Source organism: Paracoccus sp. SSJ, assembly GCF_030234105.1.
GTDB classification, from domain to species: Bacteria; Pseudomonadota; Alphaproteobacteria; order Rhodobacterales; family Rhodobacteraceae; genus Paracoccus; species Paracoccus denitrificans.
The window spans coordinates 107,507-123,403 of sequence record NZ_JASSPE010000002.1 but is presented as its reverse complement, the minus strand read 5'-3'; the positions used below and the strand labels follow the sequence as shown (position 1 = coordinate 123,403).

The following is a 15,897-nucleotide window of genomic DNA, read 5'->3' as shown; positions in this document are numbered from 1 at the left end:
TCGGGCGGGGGCCGGATGGCTTGCCCGTCCGGCCGCATCAGCCTATCTGTGACAGGTGAATCCCGTCCCTGGCGCAGGAAAAGGCCCCAGCCATGTCGCACAATCCGATCCGCCCCTGGCGCAATATCGATCGGCGCAACTCGCGCCGGATCATGGTCGGCAACGTGCCGGTTGGGGGCGATGCACCGATCAGCGTGCAGACCATGACCAACACCGACACGTCGGACGTGCGCGCGACGCTGGACCAGATCATCCGTGCCGCCGATGTGGGTGCCGATATCGTCCGCGTCTCGACCCCGGACCAGGATTCGACCCGTGCGCTGCGCGAGATCTGCCGCGAAAGCCCGGTGCCCATCGTGGCCGACATCCATTTCCACTACAAGCGTGCCATCGAGGCCGCCGAGGCCGGCGCCGCCTGCCTGCGCATCAATCCCGGCAATATCGGCGATGCGACCCGGGTGCGCGAGGTGATCAAGGCCGCGCGCGATCACGGCTGCTCGATCCGGATCGGCGTGAATGCCGGCAGCCTGGAAAAGCACCTGCTGGAGAAATACGGCGAGCCCTGCCCGGATGCGATGGTGGAATCCGGCCTCGACCATATCCGCATCCTGCAGGACAACGATTTCCACGAATTCAAGATCAGCGTGAAGGCCAGCGACGTCTTCCTTGCCGCCGCCGCCTATCAGCAGCTGGCCGACGCCACCGACGCCCCGATCCATCTGGGCATCACCGAGGCGGGCGGGCTGACGGCCGGCACGGTGAAATCCGCCATCGGGCTTGGCAACCTTCTGTGGATGGGCATCGGCGACACGATCCGCGTCAGCCTTTCCGCCGATCCGGTCGAAGAGGTCAAGGTCGGCTTCGAGATCCTGAAATCGCTGGGCCTGCGCACCCGCGGCGTGCAGATCATCTCGTGCCCAAGCTGCGCGCGGCAGGGTTTCGACGTGATCAAGACGGTCGAGATCCTGGAAAAGCGCCTCGAGCATATCAAGACACCGATGAGCCTGTCGATCATCGGCTGCGTGGTGAACGGCCCGGGCGAGGCGCTGATGACCGATATCGGCTTCACCGGCGGCGGGGCGGGGTCGGGCATGGTCTATCTGGCCGGCAAGCAGAACCACAAGATGACGAACGCCCAGATGGTCGACCATATCGTCGAACTGGTCGAGAAACGCGCCGCCGAGATCGAGGCCGCGCAATCCGCCGCTGCCGAATAAGCGAAAGGGCGGCCCAAGCGCCGCCCCTGCTGCTTCTTCGTTCTGCAAATACTCATTCCACCCGCGCAACGCGCGCCGGCGGTGCGGCTTCAGCCCTCGGCCTTGGCCTCGCGTGCCCGGGCGACGGTGCCCTCCAGCCCCTCGGCGGGCATGCCGCGCAGCATCTCGCCCTCGATGATGAAGGTGGGCGTGCCCATGATCCGCATCTGCTCGGCCAGCTGGTGGTTCTTGCGCAGCACGGCCGAGACGTCCTCGGTGTTCATCCGGTTGATGACCGCCTGCGCCTCGACGCCCAACTCGCCGGCAAGCTTGGTCAGGCTTTCCAGGTTGACCGGCCCGCGCGATTCCATCAGCGCGTCATGCGCCTTCTTGTAGGCGTCGGGGCCGGCTTCCTGCTGCACCGCGACGGCAAAGCGGGCGGCCATGTCGCTTTCCTGGGTCAGGATCGGGAATTCCTTCAGGATCCAGCGGATATTGCCATCGGCCGAGATCAGCTTCTCCACGTCCGGGCTGACCCGCTTGCAGACGCCGCAGCGGTAATCGATGAACTCGACCAGCGTCACGTCGCCCTGCGGGTTGCCGCCGACCCAGCTGTGCCCGTCGTCGAAAATGGCGGCCTTGTTGTTTTCGACCAGCAGCTCGTCGTTCCTGGCCTCGTCGGCAAGGCGGCGTTCCTCCAGCACGCTGATCGATTCGATCAGCACGTCGGGATTGGCCATCAGGTAGTCGCGCACCGCCTCGCCGAAGGCGGCCTTCTCGGCCTCGGTCATGTTGGCCGGGTCGAAGGCCATGGCGGGCAGGGCGGTCGCCGTCAGCAGGGCGGCGGTCAAAAGGGCTTTCATCCAAGGGTCCTTTCCAGTTGCCGGCAACTTGGCCCGTTCGGGGCTGCGTTGCAAGCGATCCGCCCCGGTTTCACGCGGGCTTGACCGGGCCGCCCGCAGGCCTGATACCCGGCCAAAACCATGAGGCTGGCAGATATGAGACAATCCCGCCGCGGGCAGGTCGACCCCTTCATCGTCATGGATGTGATGGAGGCCGCCCGCAAGGCCGAGGCCGAGGGCCGCCGCATCATCCACATGGAGGTCGGCCAGCCCTCGACCCCGGCCCCCCAGGGCGCGTGCCGGGCGCTGGCCGCGGCGCTGGACCGGCCCTTGGGCTATACGGTCGCGCTTGGCCTGCCGGAACTGCGCCGGGGCATCGCCGGGCTTTACAAGCGCTGGTATGGGCTCGACCTCGATCCGCGCCGCGTCGTGGTGACGCCGGGCTCCTCGGGTGCCTTCATCCTGGCCTTCTCGGCGCTCTTCGACGCGGGCGAGCGGGTGGCACTGGGCGAGCCGGGCTATCCCAGCTATCGCCAGATCCTGCGCGCCATGTCGCTCACGCCGGTCGGCATCCCGACCCGGGCCGAGGATCGCTATCAGCCGCGCCCCGGGGATCTTCCGGCCGATGCGCAGGGGCTGATCCTTGCCTCGCCCGGCAACCCGTCGGGCACGGTGCTGCGGCGCGAGGAACTGGCGGTGCTATGCGCGCGGGCGGCGGAACTGGGCATGGCGGTGATCTCGGACGAGATCTATCACGGGCTGGATTACGGCGCCGGCTTCCATTCCGCGCTGGAGGTGACGGACGAGGTCTTCGTCATCAACAGCTTCTCGAAATATTTCAGCATGACCGGCTGGCGGGTCGGCTGGATGGTGGTGCCGGACAGCATGATCCGCACCGTCGAGCGCATCGCGCAGAACATGTTCATCTGCCCGCCCCATGCCAGTCAGGTCGCGGCGCTGGCGGCGCTGGATTGCGTGGACGAGGCCGAGGCGAACCTGGCTGTCTATGCCGAGAACCGCCGCCTGATGCTGGAACGCCTGCCGCAGATGGGATTCGACCGCATCGCGCCGCCCGAGGGCGCCTTCTACATCTATGCCGATGTGTCGGACCTGACGACGGACAGCCTGGGCCTTGCCGCGGAGATCCTTGAAAAGGCCGGCGTGGCCGTGACGCCGGGGCTGGATTTCGACCCCCGTCGCGGCGCCCGGACGCTGCGCTTCAGCTATGCCGCATCGACGGCCGAGATCGCCGAGGGGCTGGACAGGCTCGCGGCCTTCATGGCGGCGCGATGAGATGGCTTTGCGCCCTGCTGCTGGTCTGGCTTGCGCTGCCGGTGCTGGCCGATGACCGCGCGCGCTCGGCGCTTGCGACGGTCGACCTGGCGGAGTCCTCGCTCATGGCCGAGGGGCGCGACCGGGGCAGGCCGCGGCCGATGGAATTGCGGCTGACGATCAGCCAGCCGGTGCCTTACCGGGTCTATTTCCTCGACGGGCCGCCGCGGCTGGTGGTCGATTTCCGCGAGATCGACTTTTCGGGCGCCGATGCCGATGCGCTGCCGGGGCGCGAACTGGTGCCGGCGCTGCGCTGGGGCCGGTTCCGGCCCGGCTGGTCGCGCCTGGTGATGGAACTGCCCGGCCCCTATGCGCTGCGCCTGGCCGTGCAAAGCCCGGCCGAGGGCGGGGCGCAGGGGGCGCTGGTCAAGCTGCGCATCGAGCCGGTCGATCAGAAGGATTTCGCTACCCGGGGCAATGCGCTCTCGGCGCTGTGGGACCTGCCGTCGCCGGCGGCCGTCGCCCCATTGCCGCCGCGCCGTGCGGGCGCGCGGCCCTTGCGCGTCGCACTGGACCCGGGCCATGGCGGCCATGACCCGGGCGCCCAGGTCGGGGCGATCAGCGAGGCCGCGCTGATGCTGGGCTTTGCCCGCGAACTGACCGAGATCCTGACCCGCGCCGGTTTCGAGGTCGTGGCCACCCGCAAGGATGACAGCTTCATCCCGCTGGAGCGGCGCATGACCATCGCCCGTGCGGCGCAGGCCGACCTGTTCATCTCGCTGCATGCCGATGCGCTGCCGGCGGGCGAGGCGGCGGGCCTGTCGATCTATGTCTGGAACCAGCAGGCCGACGACCGCGCCACGCGCGAACTGGCCATGCGCCACGACCGCGCCGACCTTCTGGCCGGGCTGGACCTGTCGGGCACCGACGACCAGCTGGCCGACGTGCTGATGGATCTGGCGCGGACCGAGACGCATCCGCGCTCGGAAGCCTTTGCCAAGTTCGCGGTTTCGGAACTGAACCGCGCAGGCATCGCCATGCATCGCAGGCCGGTGCGCGGCGCAGCATTCTCGGTGCTGAAATCGCCCGACATTCCCTCGGTGCTGGTCGAACTGGGCTTCATGACTGATCCGGGCGACCGGGCCAACCTGTTCGACCCGGATTGGCGGGCGCGCACCGCGCAGGCGCTGGCGCAGGCGATCGGACATTGGGCGCAGGACGACGCCGCCCGCGCCGCCTTGCTGCGCAAGTAGCGCAAGGTTGCTTTGACGGGCGCGGCGACGCTGTCTATAGAGACGCAGGTTATCCCCAGAGGCTTGCCCATTGCTGCGTTTCCTGCTGTCCTTCATCGGCGCGATCTTTTCCTGGCTCGTGACCGCGGTCTTCTTCATCGCCCTGACCGTGGGCGCGGTGTTCTGGATGTATTCGCGCGACCTGCCCAGCCATGAGCAGCTGGCGCAATACGCGCCCAAGACCATCAGCCGGATCTATTCCGCCGAGGGGCGCCTGATCGACGAATTCGCCGAGGAGCGCCGCATCTTCGTGCCGATCGGCGACATTCCGCCGCTGGTGAAGCAGGCTTTCGTCAGCGCCGAGGACAAGCATTTCTACAGCCATCACGGCTTCGACCCGATGGGCATGGGCAAGGCGGTGCTGGATGCGATCAGCTCGGGCGGGCGCAACCTGCGCGGCGCCTCGACCATCACCCAGCAGGTGATGAAGAACTTCCTGCTGTCCAGCGACCGCAGCGTCGAGCGCAAGATCAAGGAACTGATCCTGGCGACGCGGCTGGAGGCGACGCTCAGCAAGGACCAGATCCTTGAACTTTATCTCAACGAGATCTTCCTGGGCCAGAACAGCTTCGGCGTGGCTGCGGCGGCGCAAAGCTATTTCAACAAGCCGCTGACCGAACTGGCCCCGCATGAGGCCGCGACGCTTGCCGCCATGCCCAAGGCGCCCAGCCGCTATCACCCGGTCACCGCCAAGGAGGCCCTGACCGAGCGGCGCGACTACGTCCTGCGCGAGATGTGGCAGAACGGCTATATCGACAAGGCGACCTATGAAGCCGAGGCGCAGCAGCCGCTGCGCTCGGTGCAGAACGGCGACTTCCCCGCCTTCCGCGAGCAGTTGCCGCAGCGCGATTATTTCACCGACGAGATTCGCCGCCAGCTTTCGGCGCAGTTCGGCGCCGAGGAATTCTTCGGCGGCGGCCTGGCGATCCGGGCGACCGTCGACCCCAAGCTGCAAAAGGTCGCCGCGCACGCGCTGCAACAGGCGCTGGAGAAATACGACCGCGGCCGCGGCGTCTGGCGCGGCACCCGCGTCACGATCCCCGCCGAGCAACTGGACAGCGAGCAGGAATGGCGCGCCGCGCTTGCCGATGCCAGCGTGCCGCGCGACATCGAGGGCTGGTTCCCGGCCGTGGTGCTGTCGCTGGAGGGCGGCGACGCCTCCATCGGCATCGAGGATCAGGAGGGCATCGCCACCATCCCGGCCAAGGACGTGCAATGGGCAAGGAAACGCCGCGCCGACGGCACGCTGGCGCCCAAGGCCAAGGTGGCCTCGGACCTGCTGGAGCTGGGCGACGTGGTGCTGGTGCGCCGCATGACCAGCGACAGCGACGGCAGCTTCATCCGCTGGACCCTGCGGCAGGTGCCCGAGGTGCAGGGCGGTTTCATGGCCATGGACGTCAATACCGGCCGGGTCATCGCCATGCAGGGCGGCTTTTCCTATCAAAGCTCGGTCTTCAACCGGGCGACGCAGGCGCAGCGCCAGCCGGGCTCCAGCTTCAAGCCCTTCGTCTATGCCGCCGCGCTGGATTCGGGCTTCAACCCGGCGACCATCGTGGTGGACGAGCCGATCACCGTGAACACGCCCCAGGGGCTGTGGACGCCCAAGAACGCCAGCGGCAAGTTCTATGGCCCGACCCCCATGCGCACCGGGATCGAGCAGTCCCGGAACCTGATGACCATCCGCATCGCCCAAGGCATCGGCATGGACACGGTGGCGAAATATGCCGAGAAATTCGGGGTCTACGACCACCTTGGCCATTTCCTGGCGAACAGCCTCGGCGCGCAGGAAACGACGCTGTTCAAGATGGTTGCGGCCTATGCCATGTTCGCCAATGGCGGCGAGCGGGTCGAGCCGACGCTGGTAGACCGCGTGCAGGACCGCCGCGGCCGCACCATCTATCGCCACGACCGCCGCGAATGCGTGACCTGCGGCCAGCCGACGCTGCCCGCCGGCGCCGCGCCCGAGATCCGCTCGAACCGCGAACGGGTGATGGACGCGATCACCGCCTATCAGCTGACTTCGATGCTGGAGGGCGTGGTCAAGCGCGGCTCGGGGCGTGGGGTGAACCTGCCGGTGCCGGTCGCCGGCAAGACCGGCACCACCAACGACGCCAAGGACGTGTGGTTCATCGGCTTTACCTCGAACATCGTCGCCGGCTGCTACCTGGGCTATGACCAGCCGCGCACGCTGGGCGCCAACGCCTATGGCGGCACGCTTTGCGTGCCCGTCTTCAACGAGTTCATGCAAGAGGCTGTCAAGGAATTCGGCGGCACCGCCTTCAAAGTTCCGCCGGGCGGGCATTTCGTCAACATCGACCGCTTCAGCGGCGCGATCCTCGGCCCGGATGCCAAGGGCGACAACGTGATCGCCGAATATTTCCGCGATGGCCAGGACCTGACCGGCCTGATGCTGGTCGACGGTGGCTTCGGGCGCGCCGATCCGGGCACCTTGCCGCTGTTCACGCAGGCACGCGATGGCGGGCAGGCGGTGACCACCTCGACCGGCCAGAAGAGGGTGATCCCGAAAAAGGCCGATTTCGGCACCCTGTCCTCGGGCGGGCTGTATTGAGGCCGCTTTGCCGGGCGGGTGCTTGCCGCCGCCCGCCGCCCGCGTTATTTGTCCTGCCCTATCCGAAATCCGAACCCAGAGAGTGCCCATGCGCGCCGAAACCCAAGCCACCATCGAGGCGATCCGCAAATCGCTGAAACTGCTCGGCCAGCGCATGGACTGGGAAACCGCGCCGCACCGGCTGGAAGAGCTGAACGCGATGATCGAGGCGGGCGACATCTGGTCCGACCAGGCCCGCGCCCAGAAGCTGATGCGCGACCGGCAGATGCTGTCGGATGCGGTCGAGACCTATCGCCGCATCGAGAGCGAGCTCAAGGACAATGCCGAACTGATCGAGCTGGGCGAGGCCGAGGGCGATGACGAAATCGTCGCCGATGCCGAGGCTGCGCTGAAGTCGCTGGCGGAACTGGCTGCCCAGAAGGAACTGGAGGCGCTGCTGAACGGCGAGGCCGACGGCAACGACACCTTCCTGGAGATCAATGCCGGCGCCGGCGGCACGGAAAGCGCCGACTGGGCCAGCATACTGGCGCGGATGTATGTCCGCTGGGCCGAGAAGAAGGGCTATAGCGTCGAGCTTCTGTCCGAGACGCCGGGCGAGGAGGCGGGCATCCGCTCCGCCGCCTACAAGATTTCCGGGCCGAACGCCTATGGCTGGCTGAAATCGGAATCGGGCGTGCATCGGCTGGTGCGCATCTCGCCCTATGATTCGGCGGCGCGGCGGCATACCTCGTTTTCGTCGGTCTGGGTCTATCCGGTGGTCGACGACAATATCGAGATCACCATCCCCGACAACGAGATCAGGATCGACACCTATCGCTCCTCGGGCGCCGGCGGGCAGCACGTCAACACCACCGATTCGGCGGTGCGGATCACCCACCTGCCGACCGGCATCGTGGTGACCAGCTCGGAAAAGTCGCAGCACCAGAACCGCGCCAACGCCATGGCGGCGCTGAAGGCGCGGCTGTATCAACTGGAGCTGGACAAGCGCAATGCCGCGATCAACGCCCAGCACGAGGCCAAGGGCGATGCCGGCTGGGGCAACCAGATCCGCTCATACGTGCTGCATCCCTATCAGATGGTGAAGGATTTGCGGACCGGGCACGAGACCTCGGACACGCAAGGGGTGCTGGACGGGGCGCTGGATGCCTTCATGGCCGCCACGCTGGCGCTGGATGTGGCGGGCAAGTCGCGGGCCGAGGCGCAGGCCGAGGACTGATCCGTCGCGCCTTTCGCGCGGTTGCATGAGTATTTGGAGAACGAAGAAGCCCGAGGCTTGCGCATCGCGGTGCGGACCGCGACTGTGGCGCCATACACCTTTTCGTCAGCGCGGGAACGCCGAGATTGGATGCTGCGTTGCGGCATAGTATGCTGCGATTGCAAAATGCGGGGTGGGCATGGACGTGAAGCGGATCAATCTGGCGCTTCAGGGCGGCGGCGCGCATGGCGCCTTTGCCCTGGGGCGTGCTGGACCGGTTGCTGGACGAGCCCGGGATCGAGATCCGCGGCATCAGCGGCACCTCGGCCGGGGCGCTGAATGGCGCTGCGCTGGCTGCCGGCCTGTCCTGCGGACCGGGCAGGCGCGGGCGCGAGGCGGCGCGGCAGAACCTGGCCTATATCTGGTCGCAGGTCGGGCAGGTCAGCGACAATTCCGTGGTGCGCTGGCTGCATTCCATGTTTCCGGCGCCGCGCGCCTGGCAGCGGCTGACCGAGCTTTTCTCGCCCGTGGCCTGGCTGGGTTCGCTGACGCGGGTGTTCAGCCCCTATGATTCGGGGCCGTTCTACACCAACCCGCTGGCCGCCATCCTGCGCGAGATGCCGCATCCCCGGCTGGGCCGCGAGGAGGGGCCGGCCTTTTTCGTCACCGCGACCAATGTGCGCACCGGGCTGGTGCGGGTCTTCGGCGGGGCCGAGGTGACGGTGGACAGCATCCTGGCCTCGGCCTGCCTGCCCGAGCTGTTCCGCGCCGTCGAGATCGACGATCCGCTGACCGGAGGGCGCGAGGCCTATTGGGACGGCGGCTATTCCGGCAATCCGGCGCTGTTCCCGCTGTATCGCCCGGACCTGCCGCGCGACATCGTCATCGTCAACATCAATCCGATGCTGCGCGATGCCGTGCCCAAGACCCCGGCCGCGATCCAGGACCGGGTGAACGAGATCAGCTTCAACGCGGCGCTGCTGGCCGAATTGCGTGCCATCAATTTCGTCAAGCGGCTGCATGCCGAGGATCGGCTGACCGGGCGGCCGATGAAGAACGTGCTGCTGCATGCGATCATGGACGAGGATCTGATGAACTCGCTGAGCGCCAGCACCAAGCTGATCCCGAATCCCGGCCTGTTGCAGCGCATGCACGACGCCGGGGTCGAGGCGGCCGATCGGTTCCTGGAGGATGATGCCGAGAATCTGGGCGAGCGCGATTCCTACGACCTGTCGCGGCTTTTTGGCCGCCGCTAGGTGGCCATGGCGGCGGCGATGCGCGCGGCCAGCCGGGCATTGTTCAGCACCAGCGCGATATTGGCGTCGAGCGAGCGGCCCTGGGTCAGCTCGAAGATGCGTTGCAGCAGGAAGGGCGTGACCGCCTTGGCCGCGATGCCCTGCGCCTGGGCCTCGGCAAGCGCCTGTTCGACCACCGGGATCATCTCTGCGCGCGGGATCTCGGCCTCCGGCGGGATCGGGTTCACCACCAGTTGGCCGCCCGAGAGGCCCAGTTCGCGCCGCAGCCGGGCGCTGGCGGCGATCTGGGCCGGGTCGTCCATGCGTAGCGGCGCGGCAAGGCCCGATTCGCGCGACCAGAAGGCCGGCAACTGGTCCTGGCCGAAGGCGATCACCGGCACGCCCAGCGTTTCCAGCACCTCCAGCGTCTTGGGCAGGTCCAGGATCGCCTTGGCCCCGGCCGCGACCACCGTGACCGGGCTTTGCGCCAGCTCCTGCAGGTCGGCCGAGATGTCGAAGCTGGTCTCGGCGCCGCGATGCACGCCGCCGATGCCGCCGGTGGCAAAGACCTCGATCCCGGCCAGATGGGCGCAGATCATCGTGGCGGCCACCGTGGTCGCCCCGGTCCGTCCCAGCGCCAGGCAGGCGGCGAGGTCGGCGCGCGACAGCTTCATCACCTGCTCGGCCGGCGTCGAGGCCAGCGCCTCCAGCGCCTCGGCATCCAGGCCCACGCGGATGCGCCCGCCCATCACTGCGATGGTGGCGGGCACGGCGCCTTCTTCGCGCACCGCGGCCTCGACCTGCTGCGCCACCTCGAGGTTCTGCGGATAGGGCATGCCATGGGTGATGATGGTCGATTCCAGCGCCACCAGGGGCTGGCGGTCGGCCAGCGCCTGCGAGGTTTCGGGGGAAAGCGCGATCAGGGGGGTCATGGCTGGTCCTTTCCACAGACATGGTCGGATGCGGCGTTCACCGCGCGGGTCAGGGCCTCGGCGCGCCCGGCGCCGCGGCTTTCGGCCGCGAGATGCGCGGCAAGGAAGCTGTCGCCCGCGCCGGTGACGCGCATGGCTGCGACGGGGGGCGGTGCCTCGGTCAGGGTCGGCGCGTCCTGTGCCGCATCGGCGGCGGGACGGGCGCCGTCGGTCACCAGCGCGCGGCGGGCGCCGAGCGCGACGACGGCCTCGGCTGCGCGGGCGGCATCGGGCAGGCTGCGGCCGGCCAGCGCCTCGGCCTCGGCGCGGTTCAGGTGGAAGATGGCGCGGGGATGGTCGATCAGCACCCGCAGCCGGGCCGCCTTGTCGGGGCTGGCGGGCACGATGCGCAGGTCGGCGGCCGAGAGGCACGGATCCAGAGCGATCCGGTCCAGGACCGGCGCGGTCAGGTTGCCGTCGAGCACCAGCGTGCCCCGCCAGGGCCGGGCGGCATCGCCCAGCCGGCCGTCGAGCAAGGGGGCGAGGATCGCGGTGCCGGCGGTTTCCAATGCCCGGGCATCGGCGATGGCGGCGACCAGCCCGTCCGGGCTTTCGATGGCCAGGTAGCTGTCGGTGGCAAGCCCGCCGTCGCGCCACAGCCAGCGGGTATCGACGCCGCGCCGGCCCACCTCGGCCACCAGCGCCTCGCCTGGCGCATCGCGGCCGACGGCCGAAAGCATGGCCGGCGCGAGCCCCTGCCGCGCCAGGGCCAGCGCCACGTTCAGCGCCACGCCGCCCGGCTGCCGGGTGATCCGGCCGGGCAGGTCGGCCCCCGGGTCAAGCCGCATGGCGCTGTGCCCGATCACGTCCCATAGCATGGCGCCGAGGCAGAGAATGCGGGGGCGGGTGGTCATCGGCGGGCCTTCGGACGGGTTGCGCCCGCGCAGGCTATCGGTTCACGCTGAGGGGGAAAAGAGGGTGAGAGGCTGGACAGCGACCCAAGCGGGACTCGTTACGGCTGCTTCCTTCCGGACCTGACCGGGTTGGCGAGGCGCCTGCCCGCGCCAACCTCTCGCCGCCTAGATAGGCGCGCGCGCGGCGGGATGCAAGCGGCTTGGCCCGCTAGAGATGCAGCCGCAGGCGCAGGAAGCCGTCAGGGCCCATGCCGGCCGGCTCGGCCCGCGCGGAAAGCCCGTCCAGATGCCGGGCGGCGGCCGGCCCGGTCTCGAACAGGACCGAGGCGCCGGGCAAGGGGCGAAAGCTCCAGCCCATCTGCGGGTCGGGGGCCAGCACGCGGCGGCGCGCCACATAGCGGCGCAGCACCTCGCGGGTGCGCAGGGCGCCGTCCAGCAGCACCGGCCGGCCCGCCGCCACCGGGGCGAACAGGCCGCAATCGGACAGCCGGTAGCTGTTCGTCACCAGGATAAAGGGCTGGTCCGGCACCACCGGGCGGCCGCGATGGGTCAGCGCGCCGATGCGGTGCGAATCGCCATGGGCCAGCCGGCCGTCCGGGGCGTAGCGCGGCGGGCGGCTGAGGTCGATCTGCCAGCCGAGCCCGTCGATGACGTCGAAATTGTAGCTGGGAAACTCCGGGTCGATCAGCGGCTGGTCGGGCCGGCCCGGCTCGATGCGCAGAAACAGGCCGGCTGAGCGTTCCAGCCATTCGCGCAGCTCGGCCCCGGTCAGGCGGATGGCGCAGATCCGGTTCGGGAACAGGTAGAGATCGGCGATGTTGCGCAGCGTCAGTCGCCCCGCCGGCACATCGGTATAATGCTGCGGCCCGCCGCGCCCTCCGGCGCGAAAGGGCGCGGCCGCCGAAAGGATCGGCAGGTCCTGCCAGCGCGTGCCGCGCAGGGCGTGCCGCACATGCCAGCACTGCGCCATGGTCACCAGCCGCAGCCCGGAATCCTGGCCGATCAGCGAGAAATAGCTGTTCAGCGGCCGCTCGGTCCGGCCGATGCGGCGGCGGAAATGCCGCAGGGTGCGGCGGTGGACGGCCAGTGCCGGGCCGGTGACGGCGGGGTCGTCGTCTTCGGTCCCGACCGGCTCGGCGCGGCAGGCAAAGCCGGCGATGCGCCAGCCGTCGTCCGTGGGCAGCAGCCGCAAGTCGACCAGCCCCAGATGCGAGCCCCAGAAGCCCGGCATGACCGCGGGCTTGCCGGCCAGCGTGCCGCGCAGGGCGTCGATCCCTGGGCCCTGCGGATGGTCAGGCGACGGGAACAGCCGATGCGTATGGCCGGCGATCACCACGTCGATGCCGGGCAGGGCGGCCAGGGCGGTCGCGGCGTTTTCCATCATCGGGGCGGGGGCAAGCGCGCCGATGCCGCTATGCGCCAGCGCCACGACCAGATGCGCGCCCTGGTCGCGCAGCGCCCTGATGCCGGTGCGGGCTGCCGGCAGGATGTCCTCGACGGCGATCTCGGATTTCAGCCTCGGCTCCCACGCGACCGTCTGGGGCGGCAGAAAACCCAACACGCCGATGCGCAGCCGCTGCGGGCGTCCTTGCGCATCGTGGAACTGCCGCTCCAGCAGGACATGGCTCGGCACCGGCAGGGGACGCAATGGCCGCAGGTTGGTCGAAACCACCGGGAATGCGGCCGCCTCCAGGGCGCGGCGCAGAAAGCCCAGGCCAAAACTGAAGTCGTGGTTTCCAAGGGTGGCCGCGTCATAATGCAGCGCATTCATCGCCGCGATGGCCGGGTGCGGCCGGTTCGGGCCGATGCCGTCCGATTCGGCCAGGTAATCGCCCATCGGGCTGCCTTGCAGCCCGTCGCCATTGTCGAACAGCAGGCAATTCCGTGCCGTCCGGCGCGCGCGGGCGATCAGCGCCGCCACCCGCGACAGCCCGAGCCGGTCCGAGGGCCGGTCCGCGAAATAGTCATAGCCCAGCACATGCATGTGCAGGTCCGTCGTCGCCATGATGCGAAGCTCGACGGCATTGGCGGCGGAATGCGGATGGATGGCGGAGGACGTGCAGCTCATGCCATGCGAATGCAGACAATTGGTCCATAACGCAACCATGGATTGTATTTCGTGATCAAAGGTCGCTACCGCAGATGGGCGGGCGGACTTGCATGCCGCAACGCAACATGGGATGAGCCGCCAAGCTGCGACCTTTTCATATTGACCGGATTAACGATGAAATTCTCGACCCGACAGGATATCGACCTTGCCGCGGAAGGATTGTTCCGCGCCGCCAGCAACTTTCCTGCCATCGAGCGGCTGCTGGTGCGTCGCGGCGCTACGGTGCGCCGGCTGGACGACCTGGCCGAGCCGGGGGTCGGCATGCGGTGGCTGATCGGCTTTGACTGGCGCGGCCGCCATCGCGAAGTGACCGCCGAGGTTGCGCAGCTGGATGCGCCCGAGGTGGTCGTCATCAAGGGCGGTTCCGACCAGTTCGACCTGACGATCCGCCTGACGGTGGTGGCGCTGACCCGGGCCAAGGCGCGGCTGATCTTCGAGACCGAGGCGCATCCGCGCAGCATGAAGGCGCGGCTGATGGTGCAGACCGCCAAGCTGGGCAAGGCGCAGCTCGACCGCAAGTTCGCGCGGCGGGTCGGGGATTTCATCGCCGCCCTCGTCTCGGGCCAACACGCCTGAGCCTTCCGCCCGGCCCGCAGCGGCGCTGCCCGGCCGCGCTTACTCGGCGGCGGCCGCTTGCGACTGCGCCGCGCGCAGCGGGTCGGCGGGATAGACGCCCAGGATGTTCAGGCTGGAGGTGAAATAATCCAGCTCTTCCAGCGCGCGGGCGACATGCGGGTCTTCGGGGTGGCCCTCGATGTCGGCATAGAATTGCGTGGCGGTGAATACGCCGTCCACCATGTAGCTTTCCAGCTTGGTCATGTTGACGCCGTTGGTGGCAAAGCCGCCAAGCGCCTTGTAAAGCGCGGCCGGAATGTTGCGCACCCGAAAGACGAAGCTGGTCATCATGGTCGTGCCGCCCTCGGCATTGGCGCGGCGGCTGAAATCGGGCTGCCGCGCCATGACCAGGAAGCGGGTGGTGTTGTTCTGGCGGTCCTCGATCCCCGAGGCGAGTTCCTCGAGCCCGTAGATCTCGCCCGCCAGCGGCGCGGCCAGCGCGGCCAGCGCCGGCTCGCCCCGGCGCGCAACCTCCAGCGCCGAGCCGGCGGTGTCGGCGCCGATCACGCTGCGGATGGCGTGGCGGCGCAAAAAGCCGCGGCACTGGCCCAGAAGCACCGGATGGCTCATGGCTTCGCTGATCTGCGACAGCTTCGTGCCCGGCACCGCCAGCAGGCTGATGCGCACCCGCACGAATCCCTCGTCGATGATGTGCAGCCCGGTTTCGGGCAGCAGGTGATGGATGTCCGCGACCCGGCCGTAGGTCGAGTTCTCGACCGGCAGCATGGCCAGTTCGGCACGGCCGCTGCGCACCGCCTCGATCGTGTCCTCGAAGGTGCGGCAGGGCAGCGCCTCCATCTGCGGGCGATAGAAGCGGCAGGCCTGGTGGCTGTAGGCGCCGGGTTCGCCCTGGAATGCGATCACGTTCTGGGTCGAGGCGTCGGTCATGGATCACACCTTGGCTTGGGGTGGCGTCTTGGGGCCGTGCCCTGTGCCGGGGCGGCCTCTACGTCCGTTTTGTGCTTTGCGAGCGACAACTACACCTTGAACCGGCGGAACAAAAGCGGGTAGATACGGCCAAATCCACGGACAGCCCAGGGGATCCGCAGATATGTTCGATACCATGACCGTCACCAAGGCAGCCGGTGCGCTGATCGGCTCGCTTCTGTTCCTTCTGCTGATGAGCTGGGCGGCATCGGGTATCTTTCACGTCGGCACCTCGGGCCACGGCGCCGAGGGCGAAGAGCATGCCCAGGCATATACCATCCCGGTCGAGAGCGCCGGCGGCGCCGAGGGCGAGGCCGTGGACGAAGGCCCCGATTTTGCCACCGTCCTGGCCTCGGCCGATCCCGCCGCTGGCGAGAAGGTGTTCGGCAAGTGCAAGGCCTGCCACAAGCTGGACGGCAACGATGGCGTCGGCCCGCATCTGAACGGCGTCGTCGGCCGCACGGTCGCAGGCGTCGATGGCTTCAACTATTCCGACCCGATGAAGGCGCATGGCGGCGACTGGACCCCCGAGGCGCTGCAGGAATTCCTGACCAACCCGAAAGCGGTGGTCAAGGGCACCAAGATGGCCTTCGCCGGCCTGCCCAAGATCGAGGATCGCGCCAACCTGATCGCCTATCTGGAAGGCCAGCAGTAATCGGCCGGCCCATGCCGCGCAAGGGTGGGGCGTCCCTTGGGGCGCCCTTTTTGCTTGCGGCGGCCGTGCCGGGCATGGCGGATCACGCAATTGCATGTTGAACCGGGGCCGAGGGCTGCTAGCTTTGGCGCCCGAGGCAGGCTGCTGCCCGAGCAAGACCCAAA

At 68.5% G+C, this 15,897-nt stretch carries 12 protein-coding genes, 1 other RNA gene and 1 pseudogene; 8 read left to right on the top strand and 6 right to left on the bottom strand.

Going from position 1 to position 15,897, the window contains the following annotated elements; genetic code table 11:
• Nucleotides 1-92: 92 nt before the first annotated feature.
• Complete coding sequence (ispG, locus tag QPR87_RS02825) at nucleotides 93-1,217, top strand: flavodoxin-dependent (E)-4-hydroxy-3-methylbut-2-enyl-diphosphate synthase (RefSeq protein WP_011748114.1); 1,125 nt, start codon at nucleotides 93-95, stop codon at nucleotides 1,215-1,217.
• 89 nt (nucleotides 1,218-1,306) lie between these two features.
• Here ispG and QPR87_RS02820 read toward each other — a convergent pair whose 3' ends face one another.
• Nucleotides 1,307-2,059 (bottom strand): DsbA family protein, encoded by a 753-nt coding sequence (locus QPR87_RS02820; RefSeq protein WP_285048222.1) that lies wholly within the window; start codon nucleotides 2,057-2,059, stop codon nucleotides 1,307-1,309.
• A 135-nt stretch (nucleotides 2,060-2,194) separates the two neighbouring features.
• Here QPR87_RS02820 and QPR87_RS02815 point away from each other — a divergent pair, with 135 nt between their 5' ends.
• The 5 genes and pseudogenes from QPR87_RS02815 (at nucleotide 2,195) to QPR87_RS02795 (ending at nucleotide 9,622) form a co-directional block, all read left to right on the top strand.
• Nucleotides 2,195-3,331, top strand: coding sequence for a pyridoxal phosphate-dependent aminotransferase (locus QPR87_RS02815; RefSeq protein ID WP_285048220.1), 1,137 nt, complete (start codon nucleotides 2,195-2,197; stop codon nucleotides 3,329-3,331).
• Nucleotides 3,328-4,563, top strand: a complete 1,236-nt coding sequence (locus QPR87_RS02810) for an N-acetylmuramoyl-L-alanine amidase (protein WP_011748111.1) — start codon at nucleotides 3,328-3,330, stop codon at nucleotides 4,561-4,563. Before QPR87_RS02815 ends, QPR87_RS02810 begins: the two co-directional genes overlap by 4 nt.
• 70 nt (nucleotides 4,564-4,633) lie before the next feature.
• Nucleotides 4,634-7,171, top strand: a complete 2,538-nt coding sequence (locus QPR87_RS02805; protein ID WP_285048219.1) for a penicillin-binding protein 1A — start codon at nucleotides 4,634-4,636, stop codon at nucleotides 7,169-7,171.
• Between the two features lie 88 nt (nucleotides 7,172-7,259).
• On the top strand, nucleotides 7,260-8,387 hold the full coding sequence (gene prfB, locus QPR87_RS02800) for a peptide chain release factor 2 (RefSeq protein ID WP_285048218.1): 1,128 nt from the start codon (nucleotides 7,260-7,262) through the stop codon (nucleotides 8,385-8,387).
• A gap of 178 nt (nucleotides 8,388-8,565) precedes the next feature.
• Nucleotides 8,566-9,622: pseudogene (locus tag QPR87_RS02795) on the top strand (patatin-like phospholipase family protein).
• On the opposite strand, the gene QPR87_RS02790 reads toward QPR87_RS02795, so the two are convergent.
• From QPR87_RS02790 to QPR87_RS02775, 4 genes are all read right to left on the bottom strand, one after another.
• Nucleotides 9,619-10,533: a pseudouridine-5'-phosphate glycosidase gene (locus tag QPR87_RS02790; RefSeq protein ID WP_104491949.1), complete on the bottom strand. Its 915-nt coding sequence runs from the start codon at nucleotides 10,531-10,533 to the stop codon at nucleotides 9,619-9,621. The pseudogene QPR87_RS02795 and the gene QPR87_RS02790 sit on opposite strands and share 4 nt — an antisense overlap.
• Nucleotides 10,530-11,426 (bottom strand): PfkB family carbohydrate kinase, encoded by an 897-nt coding sequence (locus QPR87_RS02785; RefSeq protein WP_285048216.1) that lies wholly within the window; start codon nucleotides 11,424-11,426, stop codon nucleotides 10,530-10,532. Before QPR87_RS02785 ends, QPR87_RS02790 begins: the two co-directional genes overlap by 4 nt.
• A gap of 63 nt (nucleotides 11,427-11,489) precedes the next feature.
• Nucleotides 11,490-11,586: signal recognition particle sRNA small type (gene ffs / locus QPR87_RS02780), an RNA gene on the bottom strand.
• 48 nt (nucleotides 11,587-11,634) lie between these two features.
• Complete coding sequence (locus tag QPR87_RS02775) at nucleotides 11,635-13,533, bottom strand: bifunctional 2',3'-cyclic-nucleotide 2'-phosphodiesterase/3'-nucleotidase (protein ID WP_502921590.1); 1,899 nt, start codon at nucleotides 13,531-13,533, stop codon at nucleotides 11,635-11,637.
• A gap of 117 nt (nucleotides 13,534-13,650) precedes the next feature.
• Between QPR87_RS02775 and QPR87_RS02770 the strand changes: the two genes are divergently transcribed.
• Nucleotides 13,651-14,112 carry a hypothetical protein gene (locus QPR87_RS02770; RefSeq protein WP_011748104.1) on the top strand — a complete coding sequence of 154 codons (462 nt, stop codon included), beginning with the start codon at nucleotides 13,651-13,653 and terminating at the stop codon, nucleotides 14,110-14,112.
• A gap of 39 nt (nucleotides 14,113-14,151) precedes the next feature.
• Here the strand turns inward: QPR87_RS02770 and QPR87_RS02765 are convergent, their stop codons facing one another.
• Entirely contained in the window at nucleotides 14,152-15,039 is an 888-nt protein-coding gene (locus QPR87_RS02765; RefSeq protein WP_285048212.1) for a prephenate dehydratase, read from the bottom strand.
• 163 nt (nucleotides 15,040-15,202) lie between these two features.
• Here QPR87_RS02765 and QPR87_RS02760 point away from each other — a divergent pair, with 163 nt between their 5' ends.
• Nucleotides 15,203-15,733: a c-type cytochrome gene (locus tag QPR87_RS02760; RefSeq protein ID WP_011748102.1), complete on the top strand. Its 531-nt coding sequence runs from the start codon at nucleotides 15,203-15,205 to the stop codon at nucleotides 15,731-15,733.
• The last annotated feature ends 164 nt before the right edge of the window (nucleotides 15,734-15,897 follow it).